We start from the raw sequence: 17,983 nt of genomic DNA, 5'->3' as shown, positions 1-17,983 counted from the left end.
TCAATTTATTTTCTTTTAAACCTCAGTACGGTTATAGATAATGGCTTGCAGGTCCAGGGATGCTTCAACTCCATACTGCTTACTACACTGGCAACAGGTACAAAAGCTTGTGGGCGTTGATAAGAATTTTCATCTGTGGTTTTATTAGCAGACAATTGCAGCACTGCCACCTCTTCTGTTGCAGTAAATCCATCATCAAAATTCAATTGAATGCTCGCAGGCGTTTCATACGCATTTACCACCTTTACAATCACATCTCCGTTAGTAGTATCCTTCCCGGCCAATGCAAAAAGCTTTTCAGGTTCACGATAAGTCATTAACAACTTATCATCCAGGTAACACTTTACGTCTTCCTTACCTACCTCCAGCTTTACATTATACCACTTATTGTTCTCCAGTTTACCGGCTAAAGGAAACTGGTTGGTTAAACCTGCCACATCGTATCCGTTTGTTACCGATTCAAACACACAATGACTGTTATACCACGAGCCAATGTGCGCCCGTAAATAGGTATTGCTGTCTTTTACAGCAAAGGGGATAAGAAAAGCGTTGATGCCACCTGTTCGGCGCGCCTGTAAAGTAATAGTATAATTGTCAAAGCTTTTACCCGCTAACAATGCCAGCAACTGCTCGCCCATTGCCGTTTGAGCCAACGCTCCACTATCGGTATAGTTCCAGTTTCCCCGAATGGGCTTCCATTCTCCGGGACGGGCCGCAAAGTCGCTGCTATATACCACAGCGCCATTTTGCGTAATCTTTACATTAGCAAACTCTGTTTGTGTGTCCCAGGTACCCAAACCTACACCACCTGCAAAAGCAGCTGTTTCTTTTGACTTAGGCTGTATGGTTACCTTAGCGGGAATATTGATGTCGGCTTTGTTTTCAGCCAGCAGGTTAATAGCGTAATAAGAGATGCGTGCAAAACTTTGAGAAGCCGTATAGTGGATAAGATTTACAGGCCAGTCTACATCATTCTCATTCACCAGCAAGGGCGCATAGCTCGACATTTTTACCAGGTCGGCATTCCGCTCCATACTCATCACATAAATAGCATCGCTTAAAGCTGCCTGCATATTACCCGCTCCTACACCCGCATTGGTGGCATATTCCCCTACATACATATCCCAGTTACCCCGTTTGTACCTATCAAAATGATCTGTATTGCGGAATATCCAGTTAGCATCTTTATAGGCATGTTCATCTGCTATCTGTACCTGCTTCATGCTATCCAGTGTATGCCGGTTTACATCTCCAATGCCCATGCTAGCAATAGTAACAATGTTTGGATATTTAGCACGTATGGCATCATAAAACAAGTTATAACGGCGTGCATATTTAGGCCCATGCTGTTCGTTCCCTATTTCTACATATTTCAGCGGAAAAGGTTTAGGGTGCCCATTCTTTGCCCGTAAGCGCCCCCAGGTAGAAGTTACCGGTCCAATAGCATACTCTATTGCATCCAGGGCGTTTTGTATATAAGGCTGCAATTCACTTTCCGGCACATACGTTCCACTTCTGTACTCGCACGAAACACCCACATTAAACACATACAAAGCATCTGCATGCACATCTTCACAAAACTGCAAATACTCGTGGTAGCCCAAACCATCGCTACTCCAATATCCCCAGGGACTAAAAGTTCCTGGCCGTTCTTCTACCGGGCCTATCGTTTTTTTCCAGTCCGGTGCGCTTTCAATAGTAATGCCTTCTACAAAACAACCGCCGGGCCATCGGATGAAGGAAGGCTTCATTCCTGCTATCAGCCCGGCAATATCTTTGCGTAATCCGTTGGGTCTGTTATTAAATGTGTTGTCAGGAAACAGTGATACAAAATCCAGCCATACTTTGCCTGCACTTTCAAACGACATTGCAAACTGTGCTTCTCCATCATCGGCAGTAGCCAGCAGGTCGCAGGTGTATTTCCTCCACTCCTTCCCTTTTACATTGCTAAAATGATAGCTGGCCAGTACGGCTCCTTTTTTAGACTGTAGCGTTACAGTAAGGCCCCCTTTGTAATCGGCGCTGGTGTGTGCGTAAAAAGATAAATGATATTTATGATCTTTTACGGTATTGATGCCCCAGAACCCTTCATTCACTACACTGGCTTTACCAGTTGCATCATAAGCCTGCATCCATACGCATAGATTATTAGGAGTAGCTTTGTTAAGTGGCTGACTTTGTGTAAGCGACAGGCTCATTTTATTATTACCTGTGCTTTGCATGCTCCATGCCGGCCAATCGCTTTTTAAAGGCCATTCCAGTTTCCAGTCTGTTTTTGCCGGTTCCAGCATAAAATGCGGCCGGGTAGTGTCTGGCACCAGAAATCCGTTTTGCAAAGTGGTTCCTGCCGGAATACGACATTCTTCAAATCCCCTGTTCTGAATCAGCTCTGCATAAAGCCCGCCCTCTCCCGCATGGCTTATTTCTTCAAAGAAGACACCATGTAGCGTGGGGGATACCTTATTGGCAGTAGTAGCTGTGTTTACATGAATAGTGGCTGTTACCTGCCCATACCCTGTTGCGCACAGATGTATGGCACCTGCCAGCAAACAAAATAGTTTTTTCATCAAACAGGTTTTTATTTAACAATCCACTCATGAATACCGGAGGCATACTCATCAGGCAGCTTCAGTTCCAGCTTCAATGCAGAAGTAATCACTGGCTTAAACTGCACTTTATTGTAAGCGTCTTTGCTAATGGTGTAAGCACTTGTATTTTCTACAGGCACCCAATCGTTGCCTTTTTTGTAATAAACAATGTACGACACAGGTAAACGGCAACCACCCCAGGGCGCATCGTCATACCAGTATACTTCTGATTCAGAAACTGTTTGTGTACTGTCAAAGGTGTACTGCACCCATTCTGTAGTGCCCTTCTTAGGCCACCAATGGAGGTAGGAAGCACTGGCATCCCTGGAATCCTGCGGCTGATACTGATCGTTCAACGCGCGATACATTCTGACATTAGTGATAGATGCAGTGACCTTGCTGCGTGATGCCACAGTAGGAGCAGGTTTAGGACGTGCTGCCGAGTCGTTATAAGGGATCCATACTTCCATTTCGCCCGGCCCTCTGTTAGCCCATGCATAATAAGGAATAGCTGTTACCTGTTGTGTGGAGCGCACTAATACATCCGATCCGATTTGTCTTTTAGTAGAAGCGCCTTCCATTTGCAGCACAGTAACGCCCTTTAATAAATCCGGTTTGTAAGCCACCTGTACAGCAGCATCTTTCGACACCACAATATTTTGCACTGTAGAATCTTTATTATCCGGCCCTTCCAGGCAATATACCATTGGGCCCCTTTCCAATGCAAAGCGATGAATATCTGCTTTTACTTTTTCATTGGCTATAACACGTTGCACTTCCATAGGAAACAGCACTTCCAGCTTGTCTCCTTTTTTCCAGGCACGGTTAATCACTGCATATCCTTTTTCCATCACATACTCCACCGGCTGGCCATTCAATGAAATCTTTACCGGCTTTTTATCAGCAGATAACTCGCCATATAAATCGCCAGGCACGGCCTCGTTTTTAGTCCAACCCGGAATACGGACATGTATAGCAACCGGTGTTTTAATGGCTGTGTTTACAGTAATAACATCACTACCTTCCCAGGGATAATTGGTTTGCTGAATCAGTGAAATATTACCAGCGGTCAGTTTAATAGAAGCCGTATCGCCTACAAAAAGGTTTACATACAAATGATTATCCTTTTGTGCGTAAATATATCCCGGCATAGAAGGCAGAAAACGTGTCATGTTAGAAATACAACAGGCACATCCAAACCACGCACTCCGCTGGTGCTGGCCCAGGGAAGCTAAAGGATTAGGATAGAAAAAGCGATCGCCACTTAACGAAACGCCCGATAACAAGCCATTGTATAAAGTACGTTCTAATACATCAATGTATTTAGAATCGCCATGCAATAAAAACATACGGTTGTTCCAATACACATTGGCAATAGCTGCACAGGTTTCGGCATAAGCGCTCATATTGGGCAAATCATACGCATCACCAAAAGCTTCTCCATTACCGGTAGCTCCAATACCTCCAGTGATATATAGTTTTTTATCCACCACATCATGCCAGATATCATCAATGGCAGAAAGATATTGCTGGTTACCGGTTAAGGCGGCCACATCGGCCATAGCAGTGTACATATAAGCAGCTCTTACCGCATGCCCTACTGCTTCGTGCTGGTCGGTTACCTTTTTGTGCGACTGACTATATTCAGAACTGTATTGTTTGCCCGGGCCACGAACATCCAGGAAAAACTTAGCCAGATCCAGGTATTCTTTCTTACCAGTTACCCGGTACATTTTGGTAAGGCCTGTTTCTACAATCTGGTGGCCGGGAAATCTTTCTTCCTTGCCATAACCAAATGTTTTTACCAGCAGATCGGCATTTTTAATAGCAATATTTAAAAAGGTTTTCTTTCCGGTAGCCTGGTAATGCGCCACAGCTGCTTCAAACAAATGGCCGGAATTATATAATTCATGACTCAGGTCTTCTTCTTTCACCCATCTTTTACTACCTATCCATTCATGCGGCTTTGCAGCCTTCATAGTGCGAAAAGTATACAAATAGCCATCAGCTTCCTGTGCCGCACCTATAATAGCAATCAGGGTATCCAGATACCTGGCCAGCGCAGGATTGTTTTTAACCTGCAAACTATACGAAGCACCTTCAATCACTTTGTATAAATCGGTATCGTCGAATGTAAATTCCGTATAACTATCCGCCGGCATTTTACCGGCAGCCTTTAAAAAGTTATTGATCCTGCCTGTTTTTTTGCATTGTTCTAACGTGTACGGAATAGACACTTCTGCATTCACCCTTATTTTGGGTTCCCAAAAAAGATCGTTCAGTTTTACATGCGTAAACGCAACAGGTTGAATAGGATAATCAGCCTTCTTTTGCGCAGTTGCCTTACCAGCAAACAATGTAATGCCCGCCAGCAGCAGTCCTTTGGTGTATATCGAATTTGCCATTGTAATATATTATTTGCTTATAAAGTCTTTTTAGTAAGTACAGCACTCCATCCGCCCCCACTGCTTAGTTCTATTGTAATAGAAGCGCCGACAGTAACAGTTGCATTTTCTATTGTATAATCAGCAGCATGATTATTGGCATTCACGCCATCTTTCAACGCCTGCATTTGCCATTGACCATTTTCTAAAAAAGTAAGCGGTATAGTTAAGGAGCGTGCAGTCCAGTTAGTCATAGCACCAATATACCAATTATCCCCGTGTTTTCTGGCTACTGCTACATATTCACCGGCTTTACCATGCAGGGCAATAGTAGTGTCCCAGGTAACCGGCATTTGTGCTATAAACCGGGTGCAGGCACTGTCACGTAAATAGTTAGAAGGATTATCAGCCAGCATTTGCAGCGGGCTTTCATATACCACATACATAGCTACCTGGTGCGCACGTGTGCCCTGGCTCATAGGCTCCGTAAAAGAAATATGGAAATTGCGTTTATTGCTATTGATCATAGCTCCGGGCGTAAAGTCCATAGGCCCTGCCACCATACGCGTAAAAGGCAGCGTTACATCATGCTTAGGCGTAATTTCATCACTCCATTTATCATTTTCCAACCCACGTACTCCTTCATAGGATAGTACGTTGGGATATTTTCTGTTTAACCCTACAGGTTTGTAAGCACCATGCAAGTCAACCAACAGCTTACGGTCTGCTGCTGCTTTAGCCACCCTTTCGTAGTAGTTTACCATATACTGATCGGCACGGGCCATAAAGTCCACCTTAATGCCTTTTACGCCCCAGGCCGCAAAGGTATCCAGGGTTTCGTGCAGTGCAGAGTCTAAGGGGTTCCAGAGTGTCCATAAAATAATGCCTACGTTTTTAGTAGTAGCATAGCGTATTAACTCATGAATATCCAGCTGTGCATTGCTATGCAGTACATCTACCGTGGTGCGCGACCAGCCTTCATCCAGTATTACATATTCCAGGTGATAAGCTGATGCAAAATCTACATAGTATTTATAAGTTTCGGTGTTAATGCCCGATGCAAAAGGCACCCCATATATATTGTTCGCATTCCACCAGTCCCATGCCACCTTCCCGGGTTTTATCCAGCTGGCATCTTTAATAACGCTTGGTGAAGACAACTGGTAAGTAAGGTTACTTTCCAGTAAAGCTTTATCATTATCCGCTATGGTAAGCAATCGCCAGGGATAGGTACGTGTAGCTTTCGTTTTTGCTATATAAGGCGCCAGCTGGGTAATCTGGTAACGCCTGTCAGCAACACGCCGTTGCTGCTGTATTACCCTGGGAAAGCCGGCTGTTAACCGATTTGTACCTGTTCCAAATAAAAACAGGTTAGGATAATCATATAAATCCGATTCACTCACAATCATGCTTACGCCGGAAGAAGATTGGGTATAAAAAGGCAAAGCCGCATGTTTATCACTACCATAGGCAGCCACCATGCTATCTATGTACAGCGACTCAAAATGCGATTGAAAGCCGGTATCTTTTTCATCAGACCATAGTACGCGGTTATTCCCTGTAAACACAAAATCGGCATCCTCTTTAGCCACTTCTACCTCCCCTTCACCAAAAGCAGTTTCAAAGCGGTAGGCCACCCCATTATCATAAGCCCTGAAAACAATGGCATATTTTTTATCAAACAACAGCTTTACTTCATTATACTGGTTGGCAATCCACCTGCTTTTAACAGGTACTGCCGCTTCTATCACCTCATTAACACTATGCCGCTGTTCTTTCAACACCTTGCCATTCACCCCACACTGCATACCATTGGTAAAAGCAAGGGCAATAACAGACGGCGCCAGCACAGCCTGCTGGTGATAACTGACCGACCAGGTTAACTGTGTGTTTGACTGTATTTTAACTTCAATTTGTTTGTCCGGGGAATACAGCAGATAATCACTTCCATAAGCAACAGATCCGGCAAGCATCAGTATTCCAGTAATCAGGCTTTTTGTGCAACTTCTCATAACATCATAAAATTACCCGTCACACCAGCATTATCCTTCCTAAATTTTACACTGTTTTGATCCTATATTAACCGGATACACATTTTTATTACACCGCCTTTAACAATTTATTAGAGGACGCAAAAAAGGGGTATTCTGTTCGAATACCCCCTGGACAACCAAAACCTACTGCTATAAAGAAAAACGTGAAATAGTTATATTTTAAAGCTCAGGGGAACATTAATTTTTACACTAAAGTTTCTGCCCATATTAAATACGCCCATTCTGCCTGTTGCCAGGTTTTCAGGATTGTATTTTAACCTGCTTAAATGATTCTGATAAGCCACATCGGCCAGGTTTAAGCCATTGATGCTGATGCTGAATATCTTTTTACCCCTGCTAACGATATCAGTACCAATGCCTGCGTTGATAAGCCAATAGCTACCGGTAGCAGTTTCTGTATTAAAACCGGTGAAGGCATGATTTTGCGCGAAATTGTAATCACTTTCCACACTGGCATAAACATTACGCAAGCCTTTGCCTTTAGGTAAAAAGTTACCTTTTAACTCCGACACCAGGCGCCCTGCAGGAATAAAAGGAATGTTTTTAGTTCCCCCTATTTCACTGGTAAACTGAGCACGCGTATAAGAGAAAATATTTTCAAAATGCAACCAGTCCAATGGATGCGGATGAATGTCCACACTAATTTCACCACCATACAAATTAGCATTATGCTGGTCAAACTGATATACAAATAAGTCACCTGACGGATCTGCTATCACAGAGTCTGCCCCTGCCCCATTCACCATTTTTTCGTAAAAGATAAAATTGCGGATATTATTATAATACAGGGAAGCAGCTACAGATACGTGTTCGGTATTTACTTCCACACCGGCATCTACCTGAAAACTGGTTTCCGATTTCAAATTGGTATTACCCACTTCGTAACGGTTGGTGCCTTCATGCGCCCCGTTGCTGGCCAGCTCGGCCATGTTAGGCGCTCTGAAGCCACGGGAGATGTTTACTTTAAAAGTGGTTTGTTTAGAAGCAGCATAGCTGGCACCGATACTACCAGAAATGTTAGAAAAGTTTTTAGTGAAGGAAGCAAATTTTAAATCAGTTTCATCAAAAGTAGCCAGGCTGTTAATATGGCGATTATCATAACGTACACCACCACTTACTGTAAGCTTATCTTTCGTGTATTGTGTAAATACGAAACCACCAATATCAAACAGGTCATAATCAGGAATCAAACGCTCTTCGGCTTTGTTACGGTTGGTTTGATACATGCCGGTTACTCCCACACTAGTTTTCCAGTTATTACGTTCGGCCAGTTGCAGTTTCAGCGAATAGTTGATCGTTTTTAAATCAAAGTAAGCGCTGGGCACAGTTTCACTTTCTCCAAACTCGCGGCGCTGGTTATGCTGGTAAGCCACAATAGCGTCTAATCTTTCTGCCCCTAAACGAATACTGTTATCCCAAACTGTTTTAAAATGCTGAATATGCTGGAAAGGGATCTGCGGCTTTATTTTATTAAAATCGGCATTAGTAGCAATTTCGCCATCGGCCTTTACAAAAGCCCCTGTAGCATCATCCCGCTCTCCTTCCACCATGCCGATATGCTGATCGAAATTTGAAGCACTAATGCGGCTATACCCCCATTTACCCGTGTAGCCCAGCAAACCTCCAAAGTTTTTATTATAGAACTTAGAGTTATAAACTCGGCCATCATATTTATTCTGATAGTCAGCGGCTCCTTTGTAAGTACCATATGCATTCCAGTCAATACCATTTTTAGTTCCGTTTACATTGGCATACACACCACGTAACCTGTTGTTGGTTTGATATTCACTTAACACATTCACTCCCATAGTGCCTTCCGGTGCCGGTGTATAAGATTGTATGTTCACTACACCGCCCATAGCATCGCTACCATACATTAAAGAAGCCGGTCCTTTCAACACTTCTACACGCTGTACACTATAATCGTCTATTTCAATACCATGCTCATCGCCCCATTGCTGGCCTTCCTGACGCATACCATCATTCACTACTACTACCCTGTTGTAGCCTAAGCCCCTGATAACAGGTTTGCTGATGGCCGGGCCGGTAGCAATATTGGTGACACCAGGCACAGCTTTGCTCAGTGCATCTATCAGGTTGGTGGAAGTGGTTTTTATCAGGTCGTCACGCTTTACAATCACTACTGGTTGTGGCGACAGTTTTGTTTTTGTCGCTGATGTAACACCGGTTACCGTTACGCCTTCCTGTTCTACAATACTTTCTTTTAAAGCAAAATTCTCCTGGGTAGCCTGTTGCAGGTTAATGGTTTCAATAACAGAACCATATCCCTGGTAGGATACTTCTACCAGGTATTTTCCAGGCCTGAGTTTAGGACTGGTATAAGAACCATCATTTTGAGAGATCACTCCTGTTTTCAGTTCATGTATAAATATCGTTGCACCAGGTAGTGCATTACCGGAAGTAGCATCGGTTACTTTGCCGGATAAAACAGCTACTGTCTTGCCCGAAGTTGCGTTTTGCGCATACAGGCCTGGTACACATAGTATTACAAGCCCTAATAGATAAAGGATTCTTTTCATTGTTGTTTTTGTTACGCCGTTGCAAATATAAACAAGCAAGCGTCATATTTACAACATTGTTACAAAAAAATATTTATTCAGCTATTACCCCCTTATTGAAGTAGTTTGGTATTAAAAATTTCTTAATTTTAAGGCAGAACCTTTAAGCTCATGACGGAGGAAGCCCTCATACTAGGCTGCTTACAAAATGATCCGGTTTCCCAACGGGAACTGTACAACCGCTATAGCCCACGAATGCTCTCTGTATGCTATCGCTTTTCACAAAGCAGGCAAGACGCAGAAGACATGCTGCAGGAGGGGTTTATCAAAGTATTTACACAAATGGGAGGTTTTGAAAACCGCGGATCATTTGAAGGCTGGATACGTCGTATTATTGTGCACACCTGTATTAACCAGCTCAAAAAAGACAAGAAATTTTCGGATAACGTAGAATTGATTCATGCAGAGCAATATATGCAGGTAAGGGAGGAATCCATTTCTGCCATTATGCAGGTAAAACAGGTGGTAGAGTGCATTCGCTTACTGCCTATTGGTTATAAAACCGTATTAAATCTTTATGCAATAGAAGGCTATTCACACAAAGAAATCGCCGATATGCTGGAAATAGGCGAAAGTACCAGCAGAAGCCAGTACACCCGCGCCCGGGTAATGCTGGAAGACTTGCTTATCAGGAAAAAAATAATAGAAAAACCTGGTGGCGATGCAGCGTTGATGCCTAATTTAGGCACTACTTAATTAGACCATTTATTTTGAGTTAGACCAATGCATGATCCCTTGTATAAAGATGAAATGGAGCAGTTCCTGGAAAACCGGGCTAACCAGCACCGCCTTTATCCGTCCGACCATGTTTGGCGAAAGATACAGCAGCAGCTGCATGAAGATGTACGCTGGCCCGCTTTGCCATTTATACTCCTTTTTATTATAGCCGCATTAGTGGTAGGCACCTTACTGGTAAAACCAGAAGAACATTTCTTTTACCGCAGCCATTTACTGGCCAGCAAAATTCCCGTTACTGCCAAAGACAGTGCTTCCAACATACAATCACTGGAAGAAAGCCTGGCTACCGGTGCTATTACCCAAAAGACAATAGCCTATGCCACAGAGCGCTTAAACATGTATGCCACAGATGCCAGTGTAATTTCTTCTAAAGACAGTTTACAGAATATTTCCACCACTGCCACTGTTGAACTACTGAACCAGCCGGTTTCTTCTATATTACCTGAAGCTGTATTTCAGGCAATGCCGCCTGCCAGCCTTGAAAACATATCTATTGTTGCGGATAGCTATATAGACAGTATGGTAATAGCGCACAACACAGTTGCTGAACACTCCGTTGCCCCAGTGGAAAAAAGCGTAAAAGCTGCCCAAAACCACACGGCTATGGCCGCCCCTGTAATAAACCAGGCAGCCAGCAACGACCGTTGGAGCTTTCAGCTGTATGTAACGCCTTCACAAACCTATCGCAGACTGGTATCGGGAAAAAACACCAAATCTGCACCTGGTTTAGACAATGCCCCCATAGCACCTCCCGCTACAGATGATGTCAATAGCGTGGTAAAGCATACACCAGCCAATGGCTTTGAAATAGGATTTGCCATCGGTTACCAGTTGAACAAGCAATTTACTATCAAGGCTGGCTTACAATATAACAGCCGTAAATACAATATAGAAGCTTCTACCTTTAACTACGAAAGGGCTAATGTAGCATTAAGTGGTATGGACACGCTTACTACCTATACTCCCTACCGTAACCTCAAAGGCAGTTATCCGGTAACCTTACAGAACGTATACCGCGAGTTAGCCATACCTGTAAGTATCAGCTGGAAAGGCTGGGAACGGAAAAAATTATCCTGGCACGTAAGCGCATCTATTCAACCTACTTACATTTTACAAAACCAGGCTTATATTATCAGCACGGATTACAAAAACTATGTAGGCGGCACTTCCCTGGCACGCCGGTGGAATATTAATACCAGCTTTGAAACATTTATCAGCTACAGAACCGGCGAAATAACCTGGCAAATTGGTCCGCAGTTCCGTTATCAGCAGTTATCTACTTTCAAAAACCAATACCCAGTCAGGGAGTTTTTACTGGATTATGGTATAAAACTAGGCTTCTCTACTCCCATCAAATAGGCATGTTACCAGCTGCAATACACCGGCAGCGTTGTAACTTAGCAGCATGAAATGTTTACGTTTTTCTTACTTAGCAGCGGGCCTATTATTTTCTATACTAGCAGTATCGTGTAAAGACAAACCTAAAGAAGCCCCGGAGAATTTAACCAACGACAATGATTCATTAGAGTTTTATCCTGTACACAGCTTTTTCCAGCAACAGATAAAAGATGTAAGCACTACGCCCTACTTCATTTATAAAATTACCACACAAGCACAACAACGCGATTCGGCTGTGTTAACGGTAGCGGAATTTATGCATACAGTAAATCTGTTCACCCAATACTCCATAGAAGATACTACGGTAAAAAAATACTACCGGGAAGATGCTTTTAATGATGAAAGCACACATAGTATTACTATGAGCTACTCCACCCGTAATAAAGAGTTACCTGTTCAACAGGTAGATATAATGCTGAATCAGGAAACCAAAATGGTAAAACGGATATTTATGAGCATTATGCAACAGGCAGCTGATACCACCTTTATTTATAAACTGGGTTGGAAGGCAAATAGCAGTTGCAGCATTGCTAAAACTATCATATTGAATGGCAAGGATGAACATACCAGTCAAACCACTGTTGTATGGAATGAGAATAAATAACAGGAGGCTTTTACTATGACGGCCGAACAGTTTCAACAAATTGCAGGTACCATTCCTTTACAACCGGGTATTTATAAATATTTTGATACCGAAGGTGTTTTATTATATGTAGGCAAGGCCAAAAGCCTTAGAAAAAGGGTTAGTTCTTATTTCAATAAAACGTTTGTCAGCTATAAAACGCACGAGCTTGTTCAGCGTATTCAGCGTATTGAATTTACGATTGTAGATTCGGAACAGGATGCTTTTCTGCTGGAGAATGCACTGATTAAACAGTTTCAGCCACGGTTTAATATCAACCTGAAGGATGATAAAACCTATCCTTATATTGTTATCAAAAAAGAACCCTTCCCGCGTATTTTTCTTACCCGCAGAAAAATTAATGATGGCAGTGAATACCTGGGGCCTTTTACCTCGGCAGGTAAGGTTAGGGAGCTGATCGATTTTATCAGGCAGTACATTCCCCTCCGTACCTGTAAGCTTAACTTAACCCGTAACAATATCAATAAAGGTAAATTCAAAGTTTGCCTGGAGTACCATTTAGGTAACTGCAAAGGGCCTTGCGAAAACCTGCAACAGGATGAGGATTACGCCAGCGGCCTGCAACAGATACGGCAAATGCTGAAAGGCAACCTGGCACCGGTTATTCAGCATTTTCAGCAGGAGATGAAAGATTTTGCCATGAACCTGCAGTTTGAAAAGGCAGAAATGGTGCGTAAAAAACTGGAGCATCTTGAAAACTACCAGGCACGTTCTGTTATTGTAAGCAGGCATTTGGGTAACCTGGATGTGTTTACCATTTTAAAGGAGCATGAAACTGCCTATGTTAACTACCTGATGGTACAAAACGGCACTATTGTGCAAACCCACACGGTAGAACTGGAAACCAAACTGGAAGAACCGGATGAAGAAGTACTGGCATTTGCTATTGTAAACCTGCGTGAAACCTTTAACAGCATAGCAGATGAAATAGTGGCGCCTTTTACGGTGGAGTTAGCCGATACAGCGCTGTCCCTTACTATTCCCAAAGGAGGGGATAAGAAAAAGCTGCTGGACCTTTCCTACAAAAATGTAAACTACTTTAAGGAAGAGCTGCGTAAACGCAAAATACTGCAACTGGAAGGCCATACTGATATGGAACGTAAGCAGGTATTGTACAATGTGCAGCAAGATTTGCAATTGCCCGTTTTACCGGTTCATATTGAATGTTTTGATAACTCTAACTTTCAGGGGAGCTACCCGGTATCGGCAATGGTATGCTTTAAAGAGGGGGTGCCCAGCAAACAGGATTACCGGCATTTTAATGTAAAAACGGTGCAAGGCATCAACGACTTTGCCACCATGAAGGAAGCGGTTTACAGACGTTATAAGCGCCTTAGCACCGAAAATGCGCCCCTACCCCAACTGGTAATTATTGATGGCGGTAAAGGACAACTGGGTGCCGCTATGGAAAGCATTCACGAATTGAACCTGACAGGCCAGATGACATTGGTTGGTTTAGCTAAAAATGAAGAAGAATTATTTTTCCCGGGAGATAGCGAATCTTTAAAGCTTTCCTGGGACAGTGAAAGTTTAAAACTCATCCGCCGTATCAGGGACGAAGTACACCGTTTTGGCATTACTTTCCACCGTAATCAGCGTAGTAAAGGCACCTTCAAAAATGAACTGGAAGGTATAAAAGGCATTGGTGATAGTACTGCTACCCAGTTATTAAAAACTTTCCGTTCTGTAACTAAAGTAAAAGAAGCTTCTATAGAGGAATTGACAACAGAAATAGGAAATGCAAAAGCTAAATTGGTCTGGAATTATTTTCATCATTTCGATGAAACAGAGATAGATAAAGAAGAAAGTGAGTGAAGAAAAAGGGAGGGGCCTGGATTGAAATCCTACCCCGTTTTAAAATCCAATATCCTATGAAAAACCGTAACAAATATAACGAATGTTAGTAACCCACCAAGTTTTAGGGATAGTTTTTTTGAAAAAAAATCACAACAGGCGGGAATAAACAAGAAATAAAAAAGGGATACATTTTCACGTATCCCTTTTTTATTGGTTGGTTTAAATATCTTTTACTAGTAAGCCCAAAGAGACTGTTCGTAGTTGAATATTTTTTCTTTAATGTTTTCACCTTCCAGCAAGCGGAAAAGAGGATCTTTTATATACTCTTTCAGCTCTCTGTCGAATGGATTGTCTAAGGTAGACTTTACAATGCGGCTGGCGAACATTCTGTTTTCGAACAGTTCTTCCCAGCTCATTCTGCCACCATAGTTTTTACCATTAAACACTTCGTGTGTAGCCAAAGAAGCTCTTAAATCAGGATAATATACCCAGAAAAGAATTCTGTCTTCGCCCAAATCAACACCGGTGCTGGTGTACATGTGCATCATTGGCGCAATGCCTAAGATACGTACAATCAAACGGGAAGATTCTTTATCGAAGATCCACTCTTCTTTTACTTTAAACTGATAGATAGAGTCAACAGGAACTTGTTTAGAACGTACTTCTCTTTTAATAACGTTACCGTTAAGGTCAGTTACGTCTACAGTATCCATAGCGGCACCACCGGTTAAAGCCTGTGTTACCTGCTCTTTGGTTAAAGGAATAGTGAAACGGTCGTCGTCGCCGTTAAATGCGGTAACGCTATCCGGACCTGTTATTGCATCATACAAAATAGATATGAAGCGCTGGTTACCGTTGTCTTCATTAGCTGAATAACGGAAAGGCAGGTTTACTTTTTCTCTTGCGTCAATAATACGCCATACACGCTGACGATACACCGCATCATCTTCACGAATATGGTCATACACCAGAGGTATCCTTTCTTTTACCAGGTTTCTCTCAATAGCGTTGTCGTTACGAAGAGAAGGTTTGATAGTGTCACCTAATCCACCACCCGCACCAGGAATTACCTCAATAGGTACATTACCTGCAGGAGCAGCAGCTGGTTGTTGACCGGCAGGAGTGCCATAAGCACCTAAACCATTGTCATTATTATTAGTAGCAGGCTGCTGAGTCGGAGTGCCGTAACCACTAGGCGTAGTTCCATAACCACTTTGATCCGTTGTATCACGCTTCTTTTTAGTTCTCTTTTTCTGTGCAGACGCATCTACAGAGACAGCAGCCAAAGCAACCATCAGCGTTAAACAACCTGCTATTTTTAATATACTGCGTTTCATAATCTCTCTGTATTAATGATTAATAACAGTTAAATACCAATGGTGGTAATTTTCTGGTAGTACCACCTGGGCCTACTGCTTTAATTTCATCGATCACTAAAGTAGAACCTGGTTGCAGTTTGCTCAGAATTCTTTTAGAATCAGCGTTGAAATAAGCGCTACCCTGGTTAGGAGCAATGCCTGGGTTAGAGAAACCAGCACCCGTTGCATATACTACATAACCTGTTACATCAAACTGTACGCCTTCGAATACGAAGTTTTCTAATTCAGCACGTACACCTTGTTGTGCTTTAATCTGGTTCACCGGTACACGTCCACCTTTTTCTTTACCAATCATGGCAACCGGATCGGGTACAGTTTTCACTCTGAATTCGAATGAAGTAGGTTTGCCGTCAGCGGTTACAGTTACAGTGGCTTTACCTACAGAAGCAGGCTTAGCTACGTATTTACCTGGACCAGTTTTGGGCAGTGAACCATTATTGATAGAAGCAGTAACTTTTTCGTCACCTACGCTACCACCACTCACTGATAGGTCGTTATCTAAACCGATGTACAATACTTTCACTTTATCAGCACTTACAGAAGCGCCGGTTGGTGAACCTACTGTGTAAGCAATGTCTTTGCTTAACTGAGCAGAAGTACCATCAGGTTTTGTATAAGTGATCACCATTTTCTTGGTATAACCACCTGGACCACCTACAGTAGTTTTATATTCTGCAACACCATCAGCATTTAAAGGAACAGTTTGACCATCGATAGTTACAGTAGGTTTTGCAGCATCGCTGAAAGCACCTACACCACCAGTCAGTGTTAATTCCTGACCTGGCATCAGGTAAGCCGAGCTTTGGCTGGCAATAGCCTGAAACTTGTTGAAGATCACTTTTACTTCACCTACTCTTTTGTGCAGGTTATCTAACACCATTGCTTCACTGTTTCTTACGTCGTTCTGAAATTTGCTCAGAATAGTAATAGAAGCGATAACCGGCGTCATATGAAAATAAGCGTAGTCCCACTCTTTGTTGTTCTCAGAACCATGGGTATGAGGAACTTCTAAATCCAGTGGTAAGCTTTTTTCCAGATCTTTTTTAACTTCCGGATCCAGACCTAATAACTGGGCTTTAAAATCTTCCAGTTTTTTCAGTAATTCCGGACCTTTCTTTTTAGGAGCCTCCAGGAATAATTTGGTTGGAACATCCATGTTGTCTTCCTTGAAATGCTCTTCGCCATTTTCCATTACTAATCCTGCATCTACTTTCAGCTCTTGTTTTAAGCTTTCCAGGTATTTGTAAGTTTCGTCAGAAAGGCTTTGTGCTTTTTCTGCTAAAGGTTCCCATTTAGCAGCTTGTTCACGGGTTTGAGCATCTTTCAATTTGTCTTTGAAAGAAGACATAACCATATTATTCTTCTGGTCTACTATTTCATTCGCGTGTATCAAACTGTTGTTCACAGTTTTGAATGCGTTCAATATTTCAGATGATACGTTCAGTGCCAGCAGTGCGGTAAGCACCAGGTACATCATGTTAATCATCTTTTGCCGCGGTTCCGCAGGAAGTCCCATATCGCGTTTATAATTTAATTACTATTTACAAAATTGTTTAGGATTTAGCAAACGCGATGGATTAACGACCCTGCATAGCAGTTAACATGTTACCATACACCTGGTTCAGTCTGGTCAGGTTGTTTGCCAGAGAAGCGATCTGATGTTGCGCTCTGATAGCGTCATCAGCACTACCCTGCATAGCAGTAGAAGCTTCGTTCAACTTACCGTAGAATGAGTTCAACGCTTTCAGGTGGTTGTTGCTTTCCTGTAATTCTAATTCGTAAATGGTATTTAAAGAAGTTAAGTTCTTAGTCAGTACCTGAACCTGCTCGTGGAAAGTTCTGGTAGAATCAGAAGCCTGATTGAAAGAAGATAAAGCGCCTGCAGTTTGAACGTAAGCGTCTTTAACAGAAGCCAATGCGTGGGTAGCCTCTCTTGTTTTTTGAGTATAATCGCCAGTTGCAGCTACAACGTCGCTGATTTCACCCATTTTATCAACGGTAGTACCCAGTTTCTTGAAGCCGTCGCTTAATTTAGACAGGTTGGTTGGAGTGATGTCTGCTTCCTGCAACATTTTTTCCATGCTCTTTAAAGCTGGATTGCCTTTTTCTACTTTAGGAGCAGCGGCAGCAGCTGGAGCGTGACCAGTTTCTGGTGGTGGCAGGTATGCATACACCAGGAATATTAACGCCTCTGTTGTCAAACCAATCTTCAACGCCCAGTCTGCCCAGGATAGGTGAAGAATTTTAGCCATTGCGCCGAAGATAACTACTGCAGCGCCCACACAAACAAAAATGTTTACAAGCCTGTTAACCCTTGGGGAAACTCCTGATGCCATAACTTAGATGTTTTTTAAAATTTCGGTTTTGATTGAAAAACTATTCAAAGGGATACACACTTAATCAAACGCTTCTCCCAAAAGAAC

At 42.7% G+C, this 17,983-nt stretch carries 11 protein-coding genes; 4 read left to right on the top strand and 7 right to left on the bottom strand.

Annotated elements, in window-relative coordinates:
• Positions 1–5: 5 nt before the first annotated feature.
• The 4 genes from FLA_RS30510 to FLA_RS30495 form a co-directional block, all read right to left on the bottom strand.
• Positions 6–2,567, bottom strand: a complete 2,562-nt coding sequence (locus tag FLA_RS30510; RefSeq protein WP_076379678.1) for an alpha-L-arabinofuranosidase C-terminal domain-containing protein — start codon at positions 2,565–2,567, stop codon at positions 6–8.
• A gap of 11 nt (positions 2,568–2,578) precedes the next feature.
• Positions 2,579–4,993, bottom strand: coding sequence for a glycoside hydrolase family 127 protein (locus tag FLA_RS30505; protein ID WP_076379679.1), 2,415 nt, complete (start codon positions 4,991–4,993; stop codon positions 2,579–2,581).
• A gap of 17 nt (positions 4,994–5,010) precedes the next feature.
• On the bottom strand, positions 5,011–6,984 hold the full coding sequence (locus FLA_RS30500) for a glycoside hydrolase family 97 protein (RefSeq protein ID WP_076379680.1): 1,974 nt from the start codon (positions 6,982–6,984) through the stop codon (positions 5,011–5,013).
• 194 nt (positions 6,985–7,178) lie between these two features.
• Complete coding sequence (locus FLA_RS30495) at positions 7,179–9,566, bottom strand: TonB-dependent receptor (RefSeq protein WP_076379681.1); 2,388 nt, start codon at positions 9,564–9,566, stop codon at positions 7,179–7,181.
• A 150-nt stretch (positions 9,567–9,716) separates the two neighbouring features.
• On the opposite strand from FLA_RS30495, the gene FLA_RS30490 reads away from it, so the two are divergent.
• From FLA_RS30490 to uvrC, 4 genes are read left to right on the top strand one after another with little or no spacing between them, the layout of a single operon-like run.
• Positions 9,717–10,301 carry an RNA polymerase sigma factor gene (locus FLA_RS30490; RefSeq protein WP_076379682.1) on the top strand — a complete coding sequence of 195 codons (585 nt, stop codon included), beginning with the start codon at positions 9,717–9,719 and terminating at the stop codon, positions 10,299–10,301.
• 27 nt (positions 10,302–10,328) lie between these two features.
• Positions 10,329–11,702: an outer membrane beta-barrel protein gene (locus tag FLA_RS30485; protein ID WP_076379683.1), complete on the top strand. Its 1,374-nt coding sequence runs from the start codon at positions 10,329–10,331 to the stop codon at positions 11,700–11,702.
• A gap of 46 nt (positions 11,703–11,748) precedes the next feature.
• Positions 11,749–12,345: a hypothetical protein gene (locus FLA_RS30480; RefSeq protein WP_076379684.1), complete on the top strand. Its 597-nt coding sequence runs from the start codon at positions 11,749–11,751 to the stop codon at positions 12,343–12,345.
• Positions 12,346–12,360: 15 nt separating this feature from the next.
• The gene (gene uvrC, locus FLA_RS30475) at positions 12,361–14,199 is read left to right on the top strand and encodes an excinuclease ABC subunit UvrC (RefSeq protein WP_076379685.1); all 1,839 of its coding nucleotides are present in this window, start codon (positions 12,361–12,363) and stop codon (positions 14,197–14,199) included.
• 215 nt (positions 14,200–14,414) lie between these two features.
• Here uvrC and porN read toward each other — a convergent pair whose 3' ends face one another.
• The 3 genes from porN to porL form a co-directional block, all read right to left on the bottom strand.
• Positions 14,415–15,518, bottom strand: a complete 1,104-nt coding sequence (porN, locus tag FLA_RS30470) for a type IX secretion system ring subunit PorN/GldN (protein ID WP_076379686.1) — start codon at positions 15,516–15,518, stop codon at positions 14,415–14,417.
• Between the two features lie 19 nt (positions 15,519–15,537).
• The gene (gene porM / locus FLA_RS30465; protein WP_076379687.1) at positions 15,538–17,076 is read right to left on the bottom strand and encodes a type IX secretion system motor protein PorM/GldM; all 1,539 of its coding nucleotides are present in this window, start codon (positions 17,074–17,076) and stop codon (positions 15,538–15,540) included.
• Between the two features lie 61 nt (positions 17,077–17,137).
• Entirely contained in the window at positions 17,138–17,896 is a 759-nt protein-coding gene (gene porL / locus FLA_RS30460; protein WP_076379688.1) for a type IX secretion system motor protein PorL/GldL, read from the bottom strand.
• Positions 17,897–17,983 lie beyond the last annotated feature (87 nt).

It is taken from the genome of Filimonas lacunae, from assembly GCF_002355595.1.
In the GTDB taxonomy this organism is placed as follows: domain Bacteria; phylum Bacteroidota; class Bacteroidia; order Chitinophagales; family Chitinophagaceae; genus Filimonas; species Filimonas lacunae.
This window is presented reverse-complemented; position numbering and strand designations above follow the sequence as displayed.